General features: G+C 62.4%; 19 protein-coding genes. 13 read left to right on the forward strand and 6 right to left on the reverse strand.

Going from position 1 to position 19,321, the window contains the following annotated elements; all coding sequences use genetic code 11:
• Positions 1–83 precede the first annotated feature (83 nt).
• The 9 genes from speB (at position 84) to KPL81_RS19945 (ending at position 9,132) form a co-directional block, all read left to right on the forward strand.
• Positions 84–1,034: an agmatinase gene (gene speB / locus KPL81_RS19905; protein ID WP_219793603.1), complete on the forward strand. Its 951-nt coding sequence runs from the start codon at positions 84–86 to the stop codon at positions 1,032–1,034.
• A gap of 82 nt (positions 1,035–1,116) precedes the next feature.
• Complete coding sequence (locus KPL81_RS19910) at positions 1,117–2,499, forward strand: YjiH family protein (RefSeq protein WP_219793604.1); 1,383 nt, start codon at positions 1,117–1,119, stop codon at positions 2,497–2,499.
• 56 nt (positions 2,500–2,555) lie between these two features.
• Complete coding sequence (locus KPL81_RS19915) at positions 2,556–3,866, forward strand: purine-cytosine permease family protein (protein WP_219793605.1); 1,311 nt, start codon at positions 2,556–2,558, stop codon at positions 3,864–3,866.
• Between the two features lie 21 nt (positions 3,867–3,887).
• A complete protein-coding gene (locus tag KPL81_RS19920; protein WP_219793606.1) occupies positions 3,888–5,333 on the forward strand; it encodes an aldehyde dehydrogenase family protein in 1,446 nt (481 codons plus the stop codon).
• A 72-nt stretch (positions 5,334–5,405) separates the two neighbouring features.
• Complete coding sequence (locus KPL81_RS19925; RefSeq protein ID WP_209472143.1) at positions 5,406–5,894, forward strand: GNAT family N-acetyltransferase; 489 nt, start codon at positions 5,406–5,408, stop codon at positions 5,892–5,894.
• 141 nt (positions 5,895–6,035) lie between these two features.
• The gene (locus tag KPL81_RS19930; protein ID WP_219793607.1) at positions 6,036–7,031 is read left to right on the forward strand and encodes a TRAP transporter substrate-binding protein; all 996 of its coding nucleotides are present in this window, start codon (positions 6,036–6,038) and stop codon (positions 7,029–7,031) included.
• On the forward strand, positions 7,032–7,574 hold the full coding sequence (locus KPL81_RS19935) for a TRAP transporter small permease (RefSeq protein WP_338035647.1): 543 nt from the start codon (positions 7,032–7,034) through the stop codon (positions 7,572–7,574).
• Positions 7,571–8,830 (forward strand): TRAP transporter large permease, encoded by a 1,260-nt coding sequence (locus tag KPL81_RS19940; RefSeq protein ID WP_219793608.1) that lies wholly within the window; start codon positions 7,571–7,573, stop codon positions 8,828–8,830. Before KPL81_RS19935 ends, KPL81_RS19940 begins: the two co-directional genes overlap by 4 nt.
• An 86-nt stretch (positions 8,831–8,916) precedes the next feature.
• Positions 8,917–9,132 (forward strand): hypothetical protein, encoded by a 216-nt coding sequence (locus tag KPL81_RS19945; RefSeq protein ID WP_219793609.1) that lies wholly within the window; start codon positions 8,917–8,919, stop codon positions 9,130–9,132.
• Positions 9,133–9,138: 6 nt separating this feature from the next.
• On the opposite strand, the gene KPL81_RS19950 is transcribed toward KPL81_RS19945, so the two are convergent.
• Both KPL81_RS19950 and KPL81_RS19955 read right to left on the reverse strand, forming a co-directional pair.
• On the reverse strand, positions 9,139–9,726 hold the full coding sequence (locus tag KPL81_RS19950; RefSeq protein WP_240549408.1) for a DUF938 domain-containing protein: 588 nt from the start codon (positions 9,724–9,726) through the stop codon (positions 9,139–9,141).
• Positions 9,727–9,842: 116 nt separating this feature from the next.
• Entirely contained in the window at positions 9,843–9,995 is a 153-nt protein-coding gene (locus KPL81_RS19955) for a hypothetical protein (RefSeq protein WP_209472148.1), read from the reverse strand.
• Positions 9,996–10,161: 166 nt separating this feature from the next.
• Here KPL81_RS19955 and KPL81_RS19960 point away from each other — a divergent pair, with 166 nt between their 5' ends.
• Positions 10,162–10,413: a hypothetical protein gene (locus KPL81_RS19960; RefSeq protein WP_219793611.1), complete on the forward strand. Its 252-nt coding sequence runs from the start codon at positions 10,162–10,164 to the stop codon at positions 10,411–10,413.
• Positions 10,414–10,471: 58 nt separating this feature from the next.
• On the opposite strand, the gene KPL81_RS19965 is transcribed toward KPL81_RS19960, so the two are convergent.
• From KPL81_RS19965 to KPL81_RS19975, 3 genes are all read right to left on the reverse strand, one after another.
• Positions 10,472–11,662, reverse strand: coding sequence for a DUF418 domain-containing protein (locus KPL81_RS19965; protein ID WP_219793612.1), 1,191 nt, complete (start codon positions 11,660–11,662; stop codon positions 10,472–10,474).
• Between the two features lie 112 nt (positions 11,663–11,774).
• Positions 11,775–12,410, reverse strand: coding sequence for a glutathione S-transferase family protein (locus tag KPL81_RS19970; protein WP_219793613.1), 636 nt, complete (start codon positions 12,408–12,410; stop codon positions 11,775–11,777).
• A 36-nt stretch (positions 12,411–12,446) separates the two neighbouring features.
• The gene (locus KPL81_RS19975; RefSeq protein WP_219793614.1) at positions 12,447–13,145 is read right to left on the reverse strand and encodes a helix-turn-helix transcriptional regulator; all 699 of its coding nucleotides are present in this window, start codon (positions 13,143–13,145) and stop codon (positions 12,447–12,449) included.
• 131 nt (positions 13,146–13,276) lie between these two features.
• Between KPL81_RS19975 and hutC the strand changes: the two genes are divergently transcribed.
• From hutC to KPL81_RS19990, 3 genes are all read left to right on the forward strand, one after another.
• The gene (hutC, locus tag KPL81_RS19980; protein WP_219793615.1) at positions 13,277–13,987 is read left to right on the forward strand and encodes a histidine utilization repressor; all 711 of its coding nucleotides are present in this window, start codon (positions 13,277–13,279) and stop codon (positions 13,985–13,987) included.
• A gap of 286 nt (positions 13,988–14,273) precedes the next feature.
• Positions 14,274–16,331: a putative bifunctional diguanylate cyclase/phosphodiesterase gene (locus tag KPL81_RS19985; RefSeq protein WP_219793616.1), complete on the forward strand. Its 2,058-nt coding sequence runs from the start codon at positions 14,274–14,276 to the stop codon at positions 16,329–16,331.
• Positions 16,332–16,357: 26 nt separating this feature from the next.
• Positions 16,358–17,602, forward strand: coding sequence for an ABC transporter substrate-binding protein (locus KPL81_RS19990; protein WP_219793617.1), 1,245 nt, complete (start codon positions 16,358–16,360; stop codon positions 17,600–17,602).
• A 65-nt stretch (positions 17,603–17,667) separates the two neighbouring features.
• On the opposite strand, the gene KPL81_RS19995 is transcribed toward KPL81_RS19990, so the two are convergent.
• Complete coding sequence (locus tag KPL81_RS19995) at positions 17,668–18,999, reverse strand: YjiH family protein (RefSeq protein WP_219793618.1); 1,332 nt, start codon at positions 18,997–18,999, stop codon at positions 17,668–17,670.
• Positions 19,000–19,321 lie beyond the last annotated feature (322 nt).

Here is a 19,321-nt window from a genome sequence, read left to right on the forward strand (position 1 = left end):
GCGGGCCGCACGGGGTTGGCATGAAAGCTGCTACATGCAGCGGAGAGACGTGCAAAGACCCACCGTCACGCAAGGAGCCGACCATGCCCGACTTCAACCAGCCGCTCGGCGGCAACGAGATGCCGCGCTTCGGCGGCCCCGCCACCATGATGCGCCTGCCCACCCAACCTACCGCCGCAGGGCTCGACGTGGCCTTTATCGGCGTGCCGCTGGACATCGCCACCTCCAACCGCCCCGGCACGCGCCTGGGCCCGCGTCAGATCCGCGACGAGTCGCGCATGCTGCGCCCCTACAACATGGCCACCCGCGCCGCCCCCTTCGACAGCCTGCAGGTGGCCGACATCGGCGACGTGCCGATCAATACCTTCCATCTGCCCAAGACAGTGGACATCATCAGTGCCTTTTACGACGAAGTGCTCCGCCATGACTGCACGCCGCTGACGCTGGGCGGCGATCACCTGATCACGCTGCCGATCCTGCGCGCCATCGCCAAGAAGCATGGCCCGGTGGGGCTGATCCATATCGACGCCCATGCCGACGTCAACGAGCACATGTTCGGCGAACCCATCGCCCACGGCACGCCATTCCGCCGCGCCCAGGAGGAAGGGCTGCTGGCCCACGGCAAGGTAGTGCAAATCGGCCTGCGGGGGACCGGCTACGCCGCCGAGGACTTCGACTGGTGCCGCCAGCAGGGCTTCCGCGTGGTCACCGCCGAGGCGTGCTGGTATCGCTCGCTCGAGCCGCTGATGGCTGAAGTGCGCGAGCAGATAGGCAACACCCCGGTCTACGTCTCCTTCGATATCGACGGGCTCGACCCCTCCGTGGCCCCCGGTACCGGCACCGTCGAGATGGGCGGACTGACCTCGGCCCAGGGGCTTGAGATCGTGCGTGGGAGCGCCGGGCTCAACATCGTCGGCGGCGATCTGGTCGAGGTCTCGCCGCCCTACGACCCGAGCGGCAACACGGCGATGATGGGCGCCACCCTGCTCTACGAGATGCTTTGCGCCTTACCCGGCGTGAAGCGTCGCGACTGACAGAAGATAGCCGCGACTGACGCAAGGGTCGCGACTGTCATGACACCGCCTGACCTACAACGACAACCCAAAGGGAAATCCCATGTCTTCCACTGACACCACCCACCGTGACGTTGCCGCCCAGGCGCCTTTCGAACGCGGCAGCCTGCTGAAATTCCTGCTTCCCTCCGCGCTCGGTGTCGGCCTGTTCCTGATCCCGTTCCAGGTCGGCGACACCATCAACATCGGCATGGGCGTGATGGCTGACGGGCTCAAGGCGCTGCTCGACGGCGCCCTGCCGGCTATCGCCGTGGTCGTGCTGGTGCTCTCGGTCCTGGCCACCAGTTGGGTCAAGCTGGCCCGCCCGGGCTGGGCCGAGAGGGGCGTGCTGCACGACATGTTCCACGTCGGCCCGATGTGGTTCGGCATGCGCATTCTGGGCGCCGCCTTTGCCCTGATGACCTTCTTCCAGTTCGGCCCCGAGTTCGTCACCGCCTCGTTCACCGGCGGCGTGATGCTCAACGACCTGGCCCCGGTACTGTTGACCTTTTTCTTCTTCGCCGCCCTGCTGCTGCCGTTCCTGATCGAATTCGGCTTCATGGAGTTCATCGGCAGCCTGGTGCGAAAGCCCTTCCGAGCCATCTTCAACCTGCCCGGGCGCAGCGCCATCGACGCCACCGCTTCCTGGATGGGCTCCGGTACCGTCGGTGTGCTGATCACCACCCAGCAGTACGAGAAGGGCTATTACAACCGTCGCGAGGCGGCGGTGATCGCTACCAACTTCTCCATCGTCTCGATCGCCTTCAGCCTGCTGATCACCAGCTTCGTCGACCTCAATCACATGTTCGTGCCGTTCTACTTCACCGTGGTGGTAGCCGGACTGATCGCCGCGGTGATCGTGCCGCGCCTGCCGCCTCTGTCGCGCAAGCCGAATACCTACTATGAGCCGGTGGGCTGCCAGCTGGCCGAGAAGCGCACCGAGGAGATTGGCCTGCTGCGCTACAGCCTGACCCAGGCCGTACGCCGCGCCGAGCACGCACCCGGCCCCAGGGAGCTGGCGCGCAACGCGCTGTTCAACGTCGCCGACATTTTCCTGGCTCTGCTGCCGCTGGTGTTCGCCATCGGCACCGTGGCGCTGATCCTGGCCGAATTCACGCCGCTGTTCACCTGGCTCTCCTACCCCATGGTGCCGGTGCTCGAGCTGCTGCGCATTCCCGAGGCAGAAGCCGCCGCTCCGGCCACCCTGGTCGGCTTCGCCGACATGTTCCTGCCGGCGGTACTGGCGACCAACATCGAGAGCGAGCTGACCCGTTTCGTCATCGCCTGCCTGTCGCTGACCCAGTTGATCTACATGTCGGAGATCGGCGCGCTGCTGCTCAAGTCGAAGATCCCGCTCAAGCTGTGGGAGCTGGTGGCGATCTTCCTGCTGCGCACCGCCATCACGCTGCCGATCATCGCCTTCTTGGCCCACACACTCTTCTTCTAAGGTTCGCGAACACGCTGCTCATACCCAAGACAAAAGCAATAAACGAGGATCAAGCCATGAGCCAACAACCAGCCCTTTTCGGCCACGACACCCTATCCGCCTCGCAAGTTGAACGCAGCCTGGGCTTGCCCGGCACCTTCGCACTGTGGCTGGGTGCAAACGTGGTAGTCACCACCATCCTTACCGGCATGTTGCTGGTACCGGATCTGAGCTTCATGCACGCCATGTGGCTGGTGCTGCTGGGCTCAGCCATCGGCATCGTCCCGCTGGTACTGATCGGTGCGATGGGGCAGCGCACCGGCATGACGACCATGGTGCTGGCACGCGGCACCTTCGGGCGAGTCGGGGCAGGGTTTCCCGCCTGGGTCAACTTGCTGGCGCTGATCGCATGGAGCTGGATCCAAGCGCTGCTGGCCGGCATGAGCCTCGACTATGCCGTCTCGACGCTTACGGGCTACTCCAACGTGGCGCTGTTCACCGTACTATGCGAGCTTCTCGTCGTCGCCATCGCCCTGCGAGGCCACTTGGGTATCGAAAAGGCGGAAAAGGCAGCGGCGGTCCTGATGCTGGCGTTATCTGGCGTCGTACTCTTCGCCCTCAACCGGCATTATGACCTTCCCAGCATCACCGAGCTCGAGGCCACTGGCCTCATGGGAGCAGGGGTCGCCTTCGACATCGTAGTCGCCACCGCTTTCTCCTGGATACCTCTAGCCGCTGACTACAACCGCCATTGCCGTACGTTGAAAGCCGCCGTGATCGGCACCTGGGGTGGCTATGTGACCGCAACCCTGGTGGCCATGGGCCTGGGCGCCACCGTGTCTGCCTTGTCCGTCTCCATCGGTTTCCCGCAGACCTACGATCCCACCGCCCTACTAAGTGGCTTTGGCTTCGGCCTGCCGGCGGCCCTGGTGATCTTCTTCTCGGTCCTGACGACCAACGTCATGTGTGTCTACAGTGCCACGCTCTCTTTCATGAGCGTTCGGCCAGCCACGCCCTTCTGGAAGCCAGCCGCCATTATCGGCGCGGTTTCCGTCGTAGGGTCGCTTATTCCTGGCATACTCGACCAGTTCCAGACGTTTCTCCTGGTCATCGGCAGTGTATTCATCCCGGCTTTCTCACTGGTGATCGTCGACTACTATCTCATCGACCGTAGCCGCTACACGCCGGAATTGCTCATCGACTCCTGCCGTACCCTGCCGGCAGTGAACGTTATCGCCTTGTGCAGCTACGCTGCTGGGGCACTGCTGGCCTACTACTGGAACTGGGTAGAACCGCTGGAATATGGCGCGTCCCTACCCGTCTTCGCAATTACCGGTTCTCTTTATTACACCGCCAGCAAGGCGCTACCCCATCCCGCTGCGGCCTGACTTGATACCAAGGAGCACGCAATGCAATGTCTCGATTCCCAATTCATCGACAACCGCTGGGTATCATCGCGCGGTGAGCGCTACCTGTCGGTGATGAATCCTTACCGGGAGGAGACGATCGCCGAGGTCACCGCCGGCCATCCGGACGATGTCGACGATGCCGTAGCCGCGGCACGCCGTGCCCTGCCGGCCTGGCGGGCGCTATCCGGTGCCCATCGCGCCGTCTACCTGGAGGGTTTAGCCGAGGGCCTGAGCCGGCGCCGGGAGGAGCTGGCCAGGCTCTCCTCGACCAACAACGGCAAGGTGCTGGCCGAGGCCGGCATCGATCTCGATGATGCCATCGCCTGCTACCGCTACTACGCCGGCCAGGCCCAGGCCCTGGATGAACGCCAGGGCCGGCTCGTCGAGCTGGAGATGGATGGCGTCGAGGCGCGCTGCTATCACGATCCGGTGGGCGTGGTCGGGCTGATCACGCCGTGGAACTTCCCGCTGGTGACCAGCGCCTGGAAGCTTGCCCCGGCGTTGGCCGCGGGCTGCACGGTGGTGCTCAAGCCTTCCGAGGTGACCCCGCTGCCCGAGCGGGTCCTGGCCGAGATCGCTCAGGAGATAGATCTGCCCGCCGGCGTTTTCAACCTGCTGCTCGGTGACGGCGAGGGCATCGGCGCACCGCTGGCCGCCCACCCCGGCATCGACAAGGTCTCGTTCACCGGCAGCAACCGGGTCGGAGAAGCGGTGATGCACGCCGCCGCCGAGCGCAGCGCCGATATCTCACTGGAACTCGGCGGCAAGTCGCCGATCCTGGTGATGGAGGATGCCGACCCCGAACAGGCAGCCGACTGGGTCATGGCGGGCATCTACTTCAATGCCGGCCAGATCTGCTCTGCCACCTCGCGGCTGCTCGTCCATCAAGCCGTTGCCGACAGGCTGTACGACGCACTGGCCGAGCGAATCGACACTCTGGTGCTGGGCGATCCCCTGAATGAAGGAACCGACATGGGACCGCTGACCAGCGCCCGCCAGCGCGAGAACGTCCAGGCCTATCTCGCCGTCGCCGAGCAGGAGGGGCTCCGGGCGGTGCGCGACGCCAGCCATCGCACCTTGCCGCCGCAGGGCTATTTCGTCGCCCCCATCCTTTACCGCGACGTGCCGACTCAGAGTCGGCTATGGCGCGAGGAAATCTTCGGCCCGGTGCTCTGCGCACGTAGCATCGCCAACGAAGAGGAGGCGATCAAGCTGGCCAACGACAGCGACTACGGCCTGGCCGCCACGGTGGTAAGCGCCGACCGGGAGCGGGCTGCACGCATCGGCCGCGCTCTGCAGGCCGGCAGCGTCTGGCTCAACGGCGAGCAGTTGGTGCTGCCCGAAACCGGTTGGGGCGGCTTCAAGCGCAGCGGCATTGGTCGTGAGCTTGGGCCCTGGGGACTTTCCGCCTACCTGGCGGTCAAGCATCTCGTTGGCCCGGCCTGACATGGGAGAGTGCCCTTTCCACGCTGACATGCCGTAGAATCGGGCCGATGCCAGGTATCAAGGAGGACACCGATGATCCGCATCCGCCCCTACCAGTCGGGTGACTGGCCCGCCATGTGGGATTTCATTGCCCCGGTGCTGCACGCCGGTGACAGCTATGCCGTGCCGCGCGACATCGGTGAATCCGACGCCTACCGCATGTGGGTCGAGCTGCCGCGTGCCGTACGCGTGGCCGAAGACGCCCGCGGGCGCGTTCTCGGCACTTATTTCCTCAAGCCCAACCAGCCGGGCCCTGGCGACCACGTTTGCAACTGTGGCTATCTGGTGGCCGAGCAGGCCCGTGGCCAAGGCATCGCCAACAAGCTATGCGAGGACTCGCTGCGTGTGGCGCGTGAATTGGGTTTCACCGCCATGCAGTTCAACATGGTGGTCTCGACCAATGAAGTGGCGATCCGCCAGTGGCAGAAGCATGGCTTCGAGATCGTCGGTACCCTGCCCTGCGCTTTTCGCCATCCGCAGTGGGGATTGGTAGACGCCCACGTGATGTACCGCCTGCTGTGACATTTTCGATTCTGGCGCATGGGACTGATGCCCGGCCGGCTAGATCGTTAGTCTATTACTTGATAACGGTCTAACGATTGACCCTGTCGGGCTGCCTGGGGCATCCTCCCAACGGTTTGACCCGACAAAGGAAAATTAAAAATGAAGATGTTCGCACGCAGCACGCTGGCACTCGGTATCTCTGTCGCCCTGGTTTCCGCTGCCCAGGCCTCCGATTTCGAGGACATGGATCCCGTCACCCTGCGCCTGGCCCATGTGGTCAACGAGCAGGACGGTTTCCACATCGCCGCGGTCAAGTTCCAGGAACTGGTCGCCGAGCGCACCGACGGCGCCATTTCCATCGACATCTACCCCAATGCCTCGCTGGGCGATGAGCGCACCCTGCTCGAAGGCATGCAGATCGGTACCGTCGACATGGGCGTGATCACCAACGGCCCGGTGGCCAACTTCGTCGAGGAGATGGCGGTGTTCGAACTGCCGTTCCTGTTCCCCTCGCCGGAAGCCGCCTATGAAGTCCTCGACGGAGAGATCGGCCAGGAGCTGCTCGACAAGCTCTCCGACGTCAACCTCAAGGGCCTGGCCTACGCCGAGCGCGGTTTCCGCAACCTGACCAACAGCGAACGGGCGGTGCACAACCCCGACGACCTCGACGGCCTGCGCATCCGCGTGATGGAAAACCCCGTCTACACCGACACCTTCCGCGAGCTCGGCGCCAATGCCATCCCCATGGCCTGGACCGAGGCCCTGACAGCCATGCAGCAGGGCACCATCGATGGTCAGGAAAACCCGGTCAACGTCATTCATTCGTTCAAGCTCTACGAAACCCAGGACCACATGACGCTGTCGCGCCACACTTATGCGCCGGCCATCTTCGTCATGGGTATGCCGGCCTGGAACCAGCTGCCTGAAGCCGCCCAGGACGTGCTGGTCGAAGCGGCACAAGAGGCCGCCGAGCACGAGCGCCGCATGAACGCCGAGATGGAGGCCGACCAGCTCGACGAACTGCGTGCCGCCGGCATGGAGATCGTCGAGGACCCTGACCTCGAAGCCTTCCAGACCGCCGTGGATCCGGTCTACGAGAAGTACGGCGAGCAGTTCGGCGATTACCTCACCCGCATTCGCGAGGCCCTGCAATAAGTGAACGCTCCGCTGCACGCTCTCACGAGCCTGCTGCAGCGTAGTGAACGCGCCCTCGACGCCGTCATCCAGCCCATCGTATTCCTGGGCATGGCGGCGTTGATCGGCGTGATCACGCTGCAGATCGTCTCCCGCGTCTTCTTCACCGCGGTGGGCTGGACCGAGGAGGTGGCGCGCTTCCTGCTGATCTGGATCACCTTCCTCGGCGCCACTCTGGCATTCCAGCGCGGTCGCCACATTGCCGTGACCTTCGTCGTCGACGCCCTGCCCCCGCGCCTGGCCCAGTTGGCACGTATCGTCGCGGTACTGGTGGCACTGGGCTTCATGATCGCGCTGGTCGTGATCGGCTATCGCTACATGCAGGTGCAGAGCTTCCAGCGTTCAGCCTCGCTGCGGCTGTCGATGACCTACGTCTACGCCGTGATCCCCCTCGCCGCCGCCATCATGGCATGGTACGCCCTGGTCGACGTGATCGGGCTAATCGCCAAGGGCCCCTGGGCGGCCAGTACCGATAACGACGACACCGGGGACCCACCGCGATGACGGGGCTACTATTCCTCCTGTTTTTTATCTTCATGCTGGCAGGCGTGCCGATCGCGCTCGCCATCGGCGCCAGTACATTGCTAGCCCTAAACGCCCAGGGTGTGCCGCTGATGGTGGTGACCCAGCAGATGTTCCAGGGCATCAACTCCTTCGCCCTGGTGGCCGTACCGATGTTCATCCTGGCCGGCGACCTCATGGCCCAGGGTAAGGTGAGCGAGAAGCTGGTCGATTTCGCCGACTCGCTGTTCGGCTTTCTCAAGGGTGGCCTGTCCATCGTCTCGGTGGGTGCCGGCATGTTCTTTGCCGCCATTTCCGGCTCCGGTGCCGCCACTACCGCCGCCGTTGGCTCCAGCCTGGTGCCGGAACTCAGGCGCAAGGGCTACGATCCGGCCTCGGCAGCGAGCCTGATCGCCGCCAGCGGTACCATCGGCGTGGTGATACCCCCTTCGGTACCGATGATCATCTACGCCGTCATCGCCCAGCAGTCGGTATCGACGTTGTTCCTCAACGGCATTGTGCCGGGGGTCCTGATGGGGGTCGGGCTTGCCGTCATCGCCATCGTCCAGGCCTATCGGCGCAACTACCCGCGTGGCACCGCGCTGTCACCGGCGACGATCTGGCGCACCTTCAAGGCGGCGAGCTGGGGGCTGATGACCCCGGTGATCATCCTCGGCGGCATCTTTTCCGGCATTTTCACGCCAAGCGAGGCAGCCGTGGTGGCCGTCAACTACGCGCTGCTCGTCTCGCTGTTCGTCTACCGCGATCTTTCCTTGGCCGATGTCTATCGCATCCTGATCCGCTCGGCGATCACTACCGCGGTGATCATGCTGGTCATCGCCACTTCGGCGGTGCTGAGCTGGACGCTCTCCAGCTGGCAGGTCCCCGGCGCCATTGCCCAGGCGGTGCTGTCGCTATCGACCGATCCCTACGTGATCATGCTGTTGGTGGTGGCGGTGATCCTGCTCACCGGCGTGTTCATCGAAACCGCCAGCGCCCTGATCATCCTCACGCCGGTGCTGCTGCCGCTGGTAGGCCAGCTCGGCATAGACCCGATCCACTTCGGCATCATCATCGTGATGGGGCTGGCGATCGGTATGATCACGCCGCCGGTGGCCATCAATCTCTACGTCGCCTCATCGGTAACCCAGCTACCGCTGGAGCGGATCACTCGCGCCATCCTGCCTTACCTGCTGGGCCTGATCGCCGTGCTGCTGCTGGTGGTCTACGTGCCGATCCTGCTTGGCTGGTCGGGATGATGCCACTGCAATCACTTGACGACCCTGCGGTATGGCCTCACGCTGGCCGCTGAACCACCCATACGAAGGGATTCCACGTGACACTCATGCCGCGCCTCGCACCACCTCTTTGCCTAGCCCTTGGCCTCGCCGTGCTTGCTGGCTGCACCACCTACACCTATGAAGACGGCAACCGCGAGACCCTATGGGGCGTTCCCGCCGAGGAGGAAACCCGGCGCTACGAGGACGATCGCCAGGCCGAAGGCGTACGCTATCGCGTACCGGGCCAGGTCGACGAGACCCGCAGCGAAGCGGAGCAGTGACACCGCTCAGGCATGCAGGCGCAGCACCACGCTGAGGTTGTTGGCCGGCATTTCGATGGTCTGCTCGAGCATGAAGCCATGCGCCTGGGCCTCGGCCACGACGCTCTCCAGATCACGCACTCCCCAGCGCGGATCGCGCGACTTGAGGTCGGCATCGAAGGCGGCGTTGCTTGCTGCGGTATGGCGGCCGTCACGGCGGTACGGTCCGTATAGATAGAGCACCCCGCCCTCTCGCAGCCGCTGCGCCGAACGCGCCATCAGCGCTTCGGTCACTTCCCACGGCGAGATGTGCACGAGGTTGATGGCCACCACCGCGTCGAAGGGGCCGGCCGGCCAGATCCCGGCGACATCCAACGGCAAGGGCTCGAGCAGGTTGGCGAGGCCGGCATGTTCGCACCAGGCGGAAATCGAGTCGCGTGCCTCGGAATTCGGATCGCTGGGCTGCCACTCCCAGCCAGGCCTTGCCGCGGCAAAGTGCACCCCGTGTTCGCCGCTGCCGCTGGCCACTTCCAGAATCCGGGCCCGCTCGGGCAGGATCACGCTCAGGACATCGAGTATCGGCTGGCGATTGCGAGCCGCGGCTGGGCTCTTCATGCGGCGGCTCATGATGTCGGTCGGCCTCGCTGTTAATGGTCGGTTAATGAATACTAAGACGGCCCCGGTGGCGACCGGGGCCGGCATTTCATGCGTGATGACTCACGGGCGGCGAGTCATGGCTGGCGGCGACGCTGATGCTCTGCCGTCGAGCGAGCCTGACGACCACGAAAGCCGTCAATCATCTGCTTGCCCTTGCGCTTCAGCCTTGCGCGATTTTCCGGTTTGCGCAACCACCAAGCCGCTGCGGTACCGAGCAATTTTTTCATCCTGACCTCCTGTTGTCGGGCTGCTGACTCTCCCTGTATGGACCGCAGCACGGATCAGGTCAAGCGAAGCGGCACCCTGGCAGCCCGTTCAGGGGCCAGATCGTCATTCGCCAACCCCAGTATCCTTTGCCATGGTTAAGGAGTCTAACCGACCAAGGAGGAAATCATGACGCGAACGGCACGAGTCGAGCCGGTCAAGGAAGAGAATCGCGAAGCGTTTCTGGTAAGCGGTTGGCGAGTGCTCGACGTCACCGATCCCGACCTGCCACGCGAAGTCTCACGTCACGATAGCGAGCCGGAGGCCATCGAGGCCGCCCGGCAGTACGAGCACGAGACCTCGCTCGAGCCCGGGTCCCCGCCCGACGATACCCAGGACTACGATGCCGCAGATCCCCAAGGCGGCAAGGACCTTCCTTGAAGCCTTACCCAGCCTGAGACAGGCCCGGCAATGCCCAGTCGTGGCTGCCGGGCCGCTCTCAACGCTTGAACGGTTGGGCGCGTTGGTAGGTCAGACTGCGCCACAGCCACTCCAGCGGTCCGTACTGGAAATGGCGCATCCACAGCGGTGCCAGCCACAGCTGCAGCAGCCAGAGCGCCAGTACGATGACCAACTGTTCGCTGCGCTCTACCCGGCCGAACCAGCCCAGGCCATACCCCTGGAAGATCAGGCTGCACAGTACGCTCTGCAGGATGTACTGACTGAAAGCCGTCCGCCCTACCGCAGCCAGCTTGCGAGCGAGCCCGGGAAACCACGCCGCCTTGAGCGCCAGCATGACGCATGCCACCCAACCCAGACTGACCGGGACGCTGCCCCAGTGGTTGTACTGTGCGCCAAAAAACAGCGAATGCGGCCCCCAGTCGTTGGCGAAATTCCAGAAGATGCCATAGACGACCACGGGCAACCCCAGGATCAAGGCGGCAGCGAGCATGGCCATGTAGACACGCCTGTTGGCCTGGCCAGTCAGCACTCCAAGCCGGTACAGCGCCATGCCGATCAGCATCAGGCCCGCCGCCCGCCACAGCCCCCACACCAGCAGCGTGAAGGTCTGCATCTCGAAGGCCATCTCAGCGCGATAGGGGAGCTGCTCTAGCCAACCGCTGCGATGGCGCTCGATCTCGGCCTGCAGTTGTTCAGCGGGGGGATGCCATTCCACCTGAAGTGCGAGCCGCTCCGCCTCCGGCCACGCCGTCATCGTGCCGCCGAGCAAGAGGAATATCGCCGAGGCAACCGCCAGCAACGCCAGCCCCAGCATCAATTGAACGGCGGGCGATAGTCGACGACAGGGATACAGCAGCATGCCGCAGACGGCATAGGTAAAGAGGACGTCACCGTACCAGATCAGGTATGCATGAACGACACCGAAGAGCAGCAGCCAGCTCTGGCGGCGAAAATGCAAGGCCACTGCCGGGCGGCCCGCCGCCTCCGCACGCTCGGTGAACAGAACGATGCCGGCGCCAAACAGCATTGAGAACAACGCCATCATCTTCTGGTCGGCAAACAGGTGCGAGACCAGCCAGGCAACCAGATCGATTCCCTCCAGGCGCCCCCAGGCGGTCGGGTTCATGTAGGCGGCCTGGGGCATGGCGAACGCCTGCACGTTCATGATCAGGATCCCCAGCAGCGCCATGCCGCGCAGCATGTCGAGCGCCTCGATACGATCTCTCATCTTCGCGCTTGCTTCGAACCTCCGATTACGGCAGGCGCCACCTGAAGCCGTCGGACCGCGACCGGCTCTCGATCGTTTAGGCCGCAGTCCGCCATGCTCATGGTGTAGTGGGTTACCTATCGCCCGCCCCTGCCTGGCTGGCCATGGCTTCGTTGATGTAGGCCTCGCAACGTAAGTTGGCCGGACGATCCTTCAAGCCGGCCCAATACGCCTCGAATTCAGGGCGCTTCTCCAATGTACCGAACTGCATACCCCAACCGATATGCGAACCGACATACACGTCAGCGGCGGTAAAACTATTGCCTGCGATGTATTTGCGCCCCGCTATCGCCCTAGCGAGGGTATCGATGACAGCCTCATAGGAGCCGCAACCGAACTGCATCTCCTGCTCCGCGGTAAGCAAGAAACCGGCATGCTTGAGCGATAGGGCCATTTCCACCGGTCCGGCGGCGAAGAAAAGCCAGCGGTAGTAGTCGCCGCGCGCCTCGGGCGATGGCAGCAGCCCGGCCTCGGGGAAAGTCTCGGCGAGGTAGGCGCAGATCGCAGCGGCCTCGGTCACCACGGTATCGCCATGGCGGATCGCCGGCACCTTGCCCATTGGATTGACGGCCAGGTAAGCCGGCGATTTCATCGGCGGCCCGAACTCGAGCACCTCCATGCGATAGGGCCGGCCGATCTCCTCCAGCATCCAGTGCACGATGCCGGCCCGCGACATGGGATTGGTATAGAAAACGATATCTTGCTCCATGGGGTGCTGCTCCCTTCGGTTTGAGGTAGCGACAGCCTACCGCTCGACACTGACACATTCTGGCAGTAGCGTATCCAGCCACTCCTTCTCCAATACCGCTCGCGGCCTTGGGTAGCGTTCTTCCAACGAATCTCCCGCTTCGATTCGATCGGCACGAAAGCTGCGAAAGGCCCCTCTCAGCTCACACCAGGCTACGACGAGGCGAGTCGACTCGAAAAAAGCAATGGCGATGGGCCAGATCACGCGCGTAGAGCGCTCCCCTTTCTGGTCGCGATACTCGATGCGCAGCTTGCGCTCGCTGCGAATGGCATGACGCAGCACCTCGAGATCGACCACCTGGGGCTTGTCCCATCCTGGACCCACCAATAGCGCCGAGTCCTGCATCCTGTGTCGTAGTCCGCCCGGCAGCAGGGCGGCCACCTTGGCCAGGGCATCACCAGCCGCACGCGACAGGCCATCGTCCGCACGGCGCTCCACCCACCTGAGCCCCAAGGTCAAAGCCTCGAGCTCCTCTTCCGTGAACATCAGCGGTGGCAGCATCAAGCCGGGCCGGAGCAGGTAGCCCATGCCCGCCTCACCGTCGATTTCGGCGCCGATGGCGCGCAGCGAGGCGATGTCGCGATAGAGGGTACGCAGCGAGACCCCAAGCTCGCGGGCCAGCGCATTGCCGCTGACCGGGCGCCGATGGCGCCGCAGCACCTGCATTAGTTCAAGCAGCCGCGTGGTACGTGACATGCCGGACCTTCCCTGTTGAATCCATCGACACCGACGCCGCGCTACCGATCATGTCGCGCTCTCCATTGGCTGTCTCCTCACGCCAGGCCAGGTAGACTATGTATATACAAGCCGAAACAGGAAACCTATCCATGAGCAGCAACGCTCCGCTCTATTTGCAGATTCAGCAACACCTGCTGGAGAAGATCCAGAGCGGCGAGTGGTCGGCGCATCATCAGATTCCTCCCGAAGAGCAGTTGGCGCGAAACTTCGGCGTCAGCCGTATGACAGCCAACAAGGCAATTCGCGACCTCGTCCAACAGGGCTACCTGACACGCCAGCCAGGACTCGGCACCTTCGTCACGGACCGCAAGGTGGAATCGTCCCTGGTCGATGTCCACAACATTGCCGAGGAGGTGCGTGGGCGCGGCCATCTTTACAGCAATGACGTGCTGCTCGCCGAAGCCATTGCCGCCGACGACGAAGTGGCGCTGCGCCTGGGTGTCCGTCTCGGGACACGGGTCTACCATACCCGTATCGTGCATCGCGAGAACGGCGTGCCGATCCAGCTCGAAGAGCGCTTCGTCAACCCGCGCTGGGTACCCGACTACCTGGAAAATGACTTCCGCCAGCAAACTCCCAACGAGGTACTCGTAGCGGCATGCCCGATCACCGACATCGAGCACGTAGTCGAAGCCGTACTGGTCGACGACCTGACGGCCAAGCGACTCGAGACCGAAGCCACCCGCCCATGCCTCAGCATGACACGCCGCACCTGGTCCGGCGATCACCTGATCAGTTACGCCCGGCTGATTCACCCCGGCGAGCGCTATAAGCTCCGCTCGTCGTTGCGGCGCAGCTGAAGTCCCAGGTACTCACTTCATCGGTGTTCCGGGGGCCAGCCCTCGAGTCGTGGGCTGCCTCCAAGAGGCACGACGTGCGAATCGCGTTGAAACACCCGTTGCCATCCTATTTTTTTCATCCTACCGTCGCCTCGCAGCTGCAAGATATACTCACGACATAGTTCAGTGCTGGCCAGATATCGCCACGAACAATTAAGTATAGTGAGAAATCATGTGCCATGTTACGCCGACAAGTCGAATACGGGATACCTTCCCCGAAAACAACGACGAGACAAAGTAGGTCAACATGCCTGAAATGTCTCCTCTCCCAGCAGGGCAAGGTACTTCGATCGACGTCTACATACGTTCCATGGGCCGATACTATATCGGCATCGCCATCGTCATGACCCTGCTCATTGGCGCCACATACTTGACGGTCAAGATTGCCTTGGATCGCCATGCGGCCCAGCAGGAGATCAGCTCTCTGACCAGCCAGAAATTCATCCGCTTCCAGCAGCTTACACAGCAGACGCGGGCGCTAATGAGCGCATCCGCCGATCCAAGGCTACCAGAGCATATCGTGCAGCCGATGCTCCTCGACATACAGAGGGCGATAAACGACATTCGGCACCTGATGACACGACTACGGACGAAGCGCGGTCAGCTTGACAGCAATCTTCTGGAAAATATCAGCCGACAGAATCCGGCCTCAGAAGCCCTGTATATGGACCTTGATCGGCGACTAGAAGATTTTCTCTCCCGGGCCGAGCGAATCGTGACCGCCAGTCACGAAGAACGACAGCGTCGTTATACGTTCTGGGGACCGATTGATTTTGCCATATCGGCCGACAGTCTCCTGATGCGCCAGTTCAACAGCATCATTGAGCACGCCAACGATCGCAGTGAAGTCAGTATCGCTAATGCCGTTTCGATCAGTACAGCGCTCTTGCTCATGCTGGCCGTACTCTTCATTCTGGCCAGCGTGCTCCTGTTCTATCCGCTATTGATGAAGCTGCGCAACGAGCATAACCGCAAGATGGAGTTCGAGAAAAAGCTCACCCACCTTGCCCAAACGGATCCCCTCACCAGGCTCAAGAATCGCTCATATTTCAACAATGCACTAGGCAGACTACTTAATCGCTATCAGAAAAATGGAACTGGCTTCTCGATGCTGCTGGTCGACCTCGACAACTTCAAGTCGATCAACGATGGCTTCGGCCACCAGGCTGGAGATGCCACGCTCCTGCATGTCGCCAATGCCTTTCAGAGCGTCTTCGACGACAATGACATCATCGCCCGCATTGGGGGCGACGAGTTTGCCATCCTCCTCCCCGGCATCGACGATGAACTGCGCCTCAACGACCTGGCCGATCGGGCCATCAAGACGCTCTCGATGGATTTCCACTACGAGAACAACATCCTACGTACGTCGGCAAGCGCCGGAGGTGCGATCGTCCCCATCCATGCAACCGAGGACGCCGGACTCGTACGTGTCGCCGACCTGGCGCTATACGCTGCCAAAACCGGTAGTCAGCATGCTTATATCTTCGATGAAGAAACACTCGCCTACCGCCTCGAACAGAACGAACTCGCCGTCGCCCTCGTGAGCGCCGCCGACCGCGGCGAGTTTATCGTGCACTATCAACCCAAGGTTGACCTCGCTTCAGGCGAACACCTTGGCTTCGAAGCTCTCGTCCGTTGGGACCACCCCCTGCTCGGCCTGCTGGCGCCCGGCGCCTTCCTTCCTCTGATAGACGATCCACGCCAGATCGTCGCCATGAGCCAAGCCGTCATCCACGTGGTCTGTCACGACCTGAGAACGTGGAAGAACATGGCGTTTTCTCCCGGGCCGGTTGCCATCAACATGCCGGAGACACTTCTCATCAATGAAAGCGGATTCAATATGCTCGCTTCAGCCATGCGCCAGTACGGACTTGAGTGGCACGATCTGACAATCGAAGTGACGGAGGACGTCTTCATCAACCGCCATGCGGAGAAGATGCGAGCTGCCATGATGCGTTTTCGCGAACATGGCGTACTCGTTTCCCTCGACGACTTCGGCACAGGCTTCGCGTCGCTGCTGCACCTCCGCAACTTTCCCTGTGACGAACTCAAGATCGACCGCAGCTTCGTCGCTGATATCGGCCTCGACAAGCGCTCGGAGCAGATTATCCATGCCATCATCGATCTGTCCCGCAACCTGGGCAAGCGCTGTGTGGCGGAAGGCATCGAGACCCAGGCGCAGCGTGAATTCCTGCGAGAGGCAGGCTGCTCGATCGGTCAGGGATATTTCTTTGCCAGACCCATGTCATCGCTAGACGTCAAGGAGTCCTGGTTCAGGCAACCCAGGGCAGCAGCCAAGTGAGCGGGCGTAGCGAGGTAAAAGCATTGATGAAAGCGCTGTGCTCAAGTCTTTGTCTCGCAGCGGTGATGGCCACCGGCGCTCAAGGCAACGCCACCTCCACGGGCCTTCAGGTCGATGTCGTGCATTACTGGATATCGAATAGCGAATCAGCAGCGATAGACGTCTACCGGAATGCCTGGACCAGCGCCGGCAATCAATGGACGGACTTGCCCGTGGACGGTGAAGCCGCCCTGAAGCGTGTCGTCAGCGAACGCATCGCCAACGGTTATCCTCCTGCAGTGACGCAGTGGAATCTCGACGCCAGAGCCGTCGAGCTGCCGAGTTTCGGAGTCACTCAGGATATCGAGGCACTCGCTCAAAGAGATCACTGGCGCAAATTGCTGCCTGCTTTCGTGATCGATGTGATCAGCTACGGCGACAGAATATATTTTGCGCCATCGAACATTCATCTGGAAAATTGGCTCTGGACCAGTCAGACCATCTTCAATGAACTCGGGCTCGCTCCCCCCGAGACCTGGGACGAACTCTTTGCCACGGCCGAGCGAATCGAGGCTGCAGGCTACCCGGCCATCGCCATGGGATCGGCACCCTGGGAAGCCGCCTTGATCTTCCACAGTATCATGTATGACACCATGGGGGCTGAGGGGTATGCAGCCGTTTTCCATGGCGACAGGGATGCCGTACTCGCGCCGAGCATGCGAGAGGCACTCGACCGGTTGCGCCGCGTTTCTCGCTTCACCGAACCTGCAACTGCCCGAGCGGGCAGAACCTGGGCTGACGCCACCAGAATGATCGGGCGCGGCGAGGCCGGCATGCAGCTCATGGGCGACTGGGCCAAGGGAGAACTTGTTTCCCTTGGCTACACGGCAGGCCAGGACTTCGGCTGCAGCTTCATCCCCGGCACCTCTGCCACCCATTTCATGGCAATCGACGGCTTTGCCTTTCCGCTAACCGCTCGCGATGGGGCCGCCCATGCGCAACACACCTTTGCCCGCATGGTACTCGAACCGGACAACCAGCTCGCCTTCAGTCGACTGAAGGGATCACTGCCGGTAAGAACCGACATCGACCCTGCTGAGCTGGATCATTGCGGCCAGCTGGGCCTGCAGCGAATCCGGGACGAAGCACACCACGATGGCGTGCACTCGAGGGCAATGCCCTCCCATACCATGGCTGCCTGGATCAGCACGCTCAGCGAATTCTTCGATGATGCCACCATTTCCAGCCAAGTCGCCCAGCAGCGTCTGAGCAAGATCGTTACCGAAGGCTGACCCCGCCTCTGCACCTCGGGAACGACCCTTGCCTTCCTTGCAATCCACCACGATGGCGCCATCGTCTACCCCAGGCTCAGCGCCTGCACCAGATAACCCGCCGGTACTGCCAACATCAGGCTCAGCGCCACGCGGATGAACCACACCGCCACGATACGCCCCACCGTCAACGGAATGCTGGTGGCAAGGATGCAGGGAATGGAGGCGGAGAAGAACAGCACTGCAGAAACCGATACTACGCCGGCGGCGAAGCGAGCGACGAACTCGGCCTCACCCATCAGCAGCGCGGGCAGGAACATTTCCGCCAGCCCCGCCGCGGATGCCTGTGCCAATGCCATGCCATCCTCGAGTCCCCAGATCGCCACGAAGGGATAGAACAGCATACCCAGCCACTCGAACAGCGGCGTGTACTTGGCGACGAGTAATCCCAGCAGCCCTACCGACATGATCGACGGCAGGATGCCGATGGCCATCAGCAGCCCCTCGCGCACATTGAGTGCCACGCTGCGATGCAGCGACGGAGCCTGACTGGCAACATCCAACCCGGTACGCCAGGCGGTCTCCAGGCGCTTGCCCACGGGGGCTTCGGGCTCTCCATCGGCCTTGCTATCGTCCAGCCGCGAAAGCGGTGGCAGGCGCACGGTAATGGCGGTCACCAGGAAGGTGATGGCAAGTGTCAACCAGAAGTACAGGTTCCAGACGCTCATCAGGTCGAGCGTACGCGCCACGATGATCATGAAGGTCGCCGACACCGTGGAGAAACCGGTAGCGATGATGGCGGCCTCGCGCGCTGAGTACTGCCCCGCCTGGTAGACCCGATTGGTGATCAGCAGACCGATCGAGTAACTGCCGACGAACGATGCCACCGCATCGATGGCCGAGCGGCCCGGTGTACGCCAGATCGGGCGCATCACAGGCTGCAGCAATACACCGACGAGTTCCAGCAAGCCGTAGCCGATCAGCAGCGCGAGGAACACGGCGCCGATCGGCACGATCAGCCCGACGGGGATGACCAGCTTGTCGAACAGGAACGGCAGCATGTCCGGCTCGTGCAGCAGCGCAGGCCCCCATCCCGACAGAGCCATTAACGCCACGGCCACGCCAGCCAGCTTCAGCGCAGTGAAGATGCGCTCCGTCAAGCTGCGCCGCCAAGTGCCCTTCCACAGCGGATACGCCGCACCGGCCACGATCAGCGCCAGTGCATACCAGCCGGCAGCCTCGCCCAGCAGGCCTCGCGCTGCGGTGACCATGTGATCGAGCAGAATGGTCTGTCTGCCGCCCAGCGTGATGGGAACGAAGAAGATCAGAATACCCAGCAGGCTGGGCACGAAAAGCTTGGCCGCCGTAAGCCAGGTGCCATTGCCCGCATTGCGCGTGGCCGGTTCCGGTATCGCCATGGTGCTTACCTCTCGTTGTGATTGTCAGTGGCTCCGATTTCGAAGCCATCCCGGGGATGCCTATTTGTATATACATTACGATATCCCAGGTGTCACCGGTGGGCCACGAAGCATTGCTAATACCTTAGTCTAACGCGCCACTCGAGATAGAATGAGCCTCTTGGAGAGACACAAGAAAAAAACCTTTTTGAACAATGAACTGTTAATGATAAGAGCGATGCAGACCGAATGCGGATATCGGATCTCTCCGCACTCCCCTTGACGCTGGCGCAGCAACCGATTAAATGTATATACAATAGTCAGCATCTGCGACAGGAGGCAC

The organism is Billgrantia antri (assembly GCF_019430905.1).
In the GTDB taxonomy this organism is placed as follows: Bacteria; Pseudomonadota; Gammaproteobacteria; order Pseudomonadales; family Halomonadaceae; genus Halomonas; species Halomonas antri.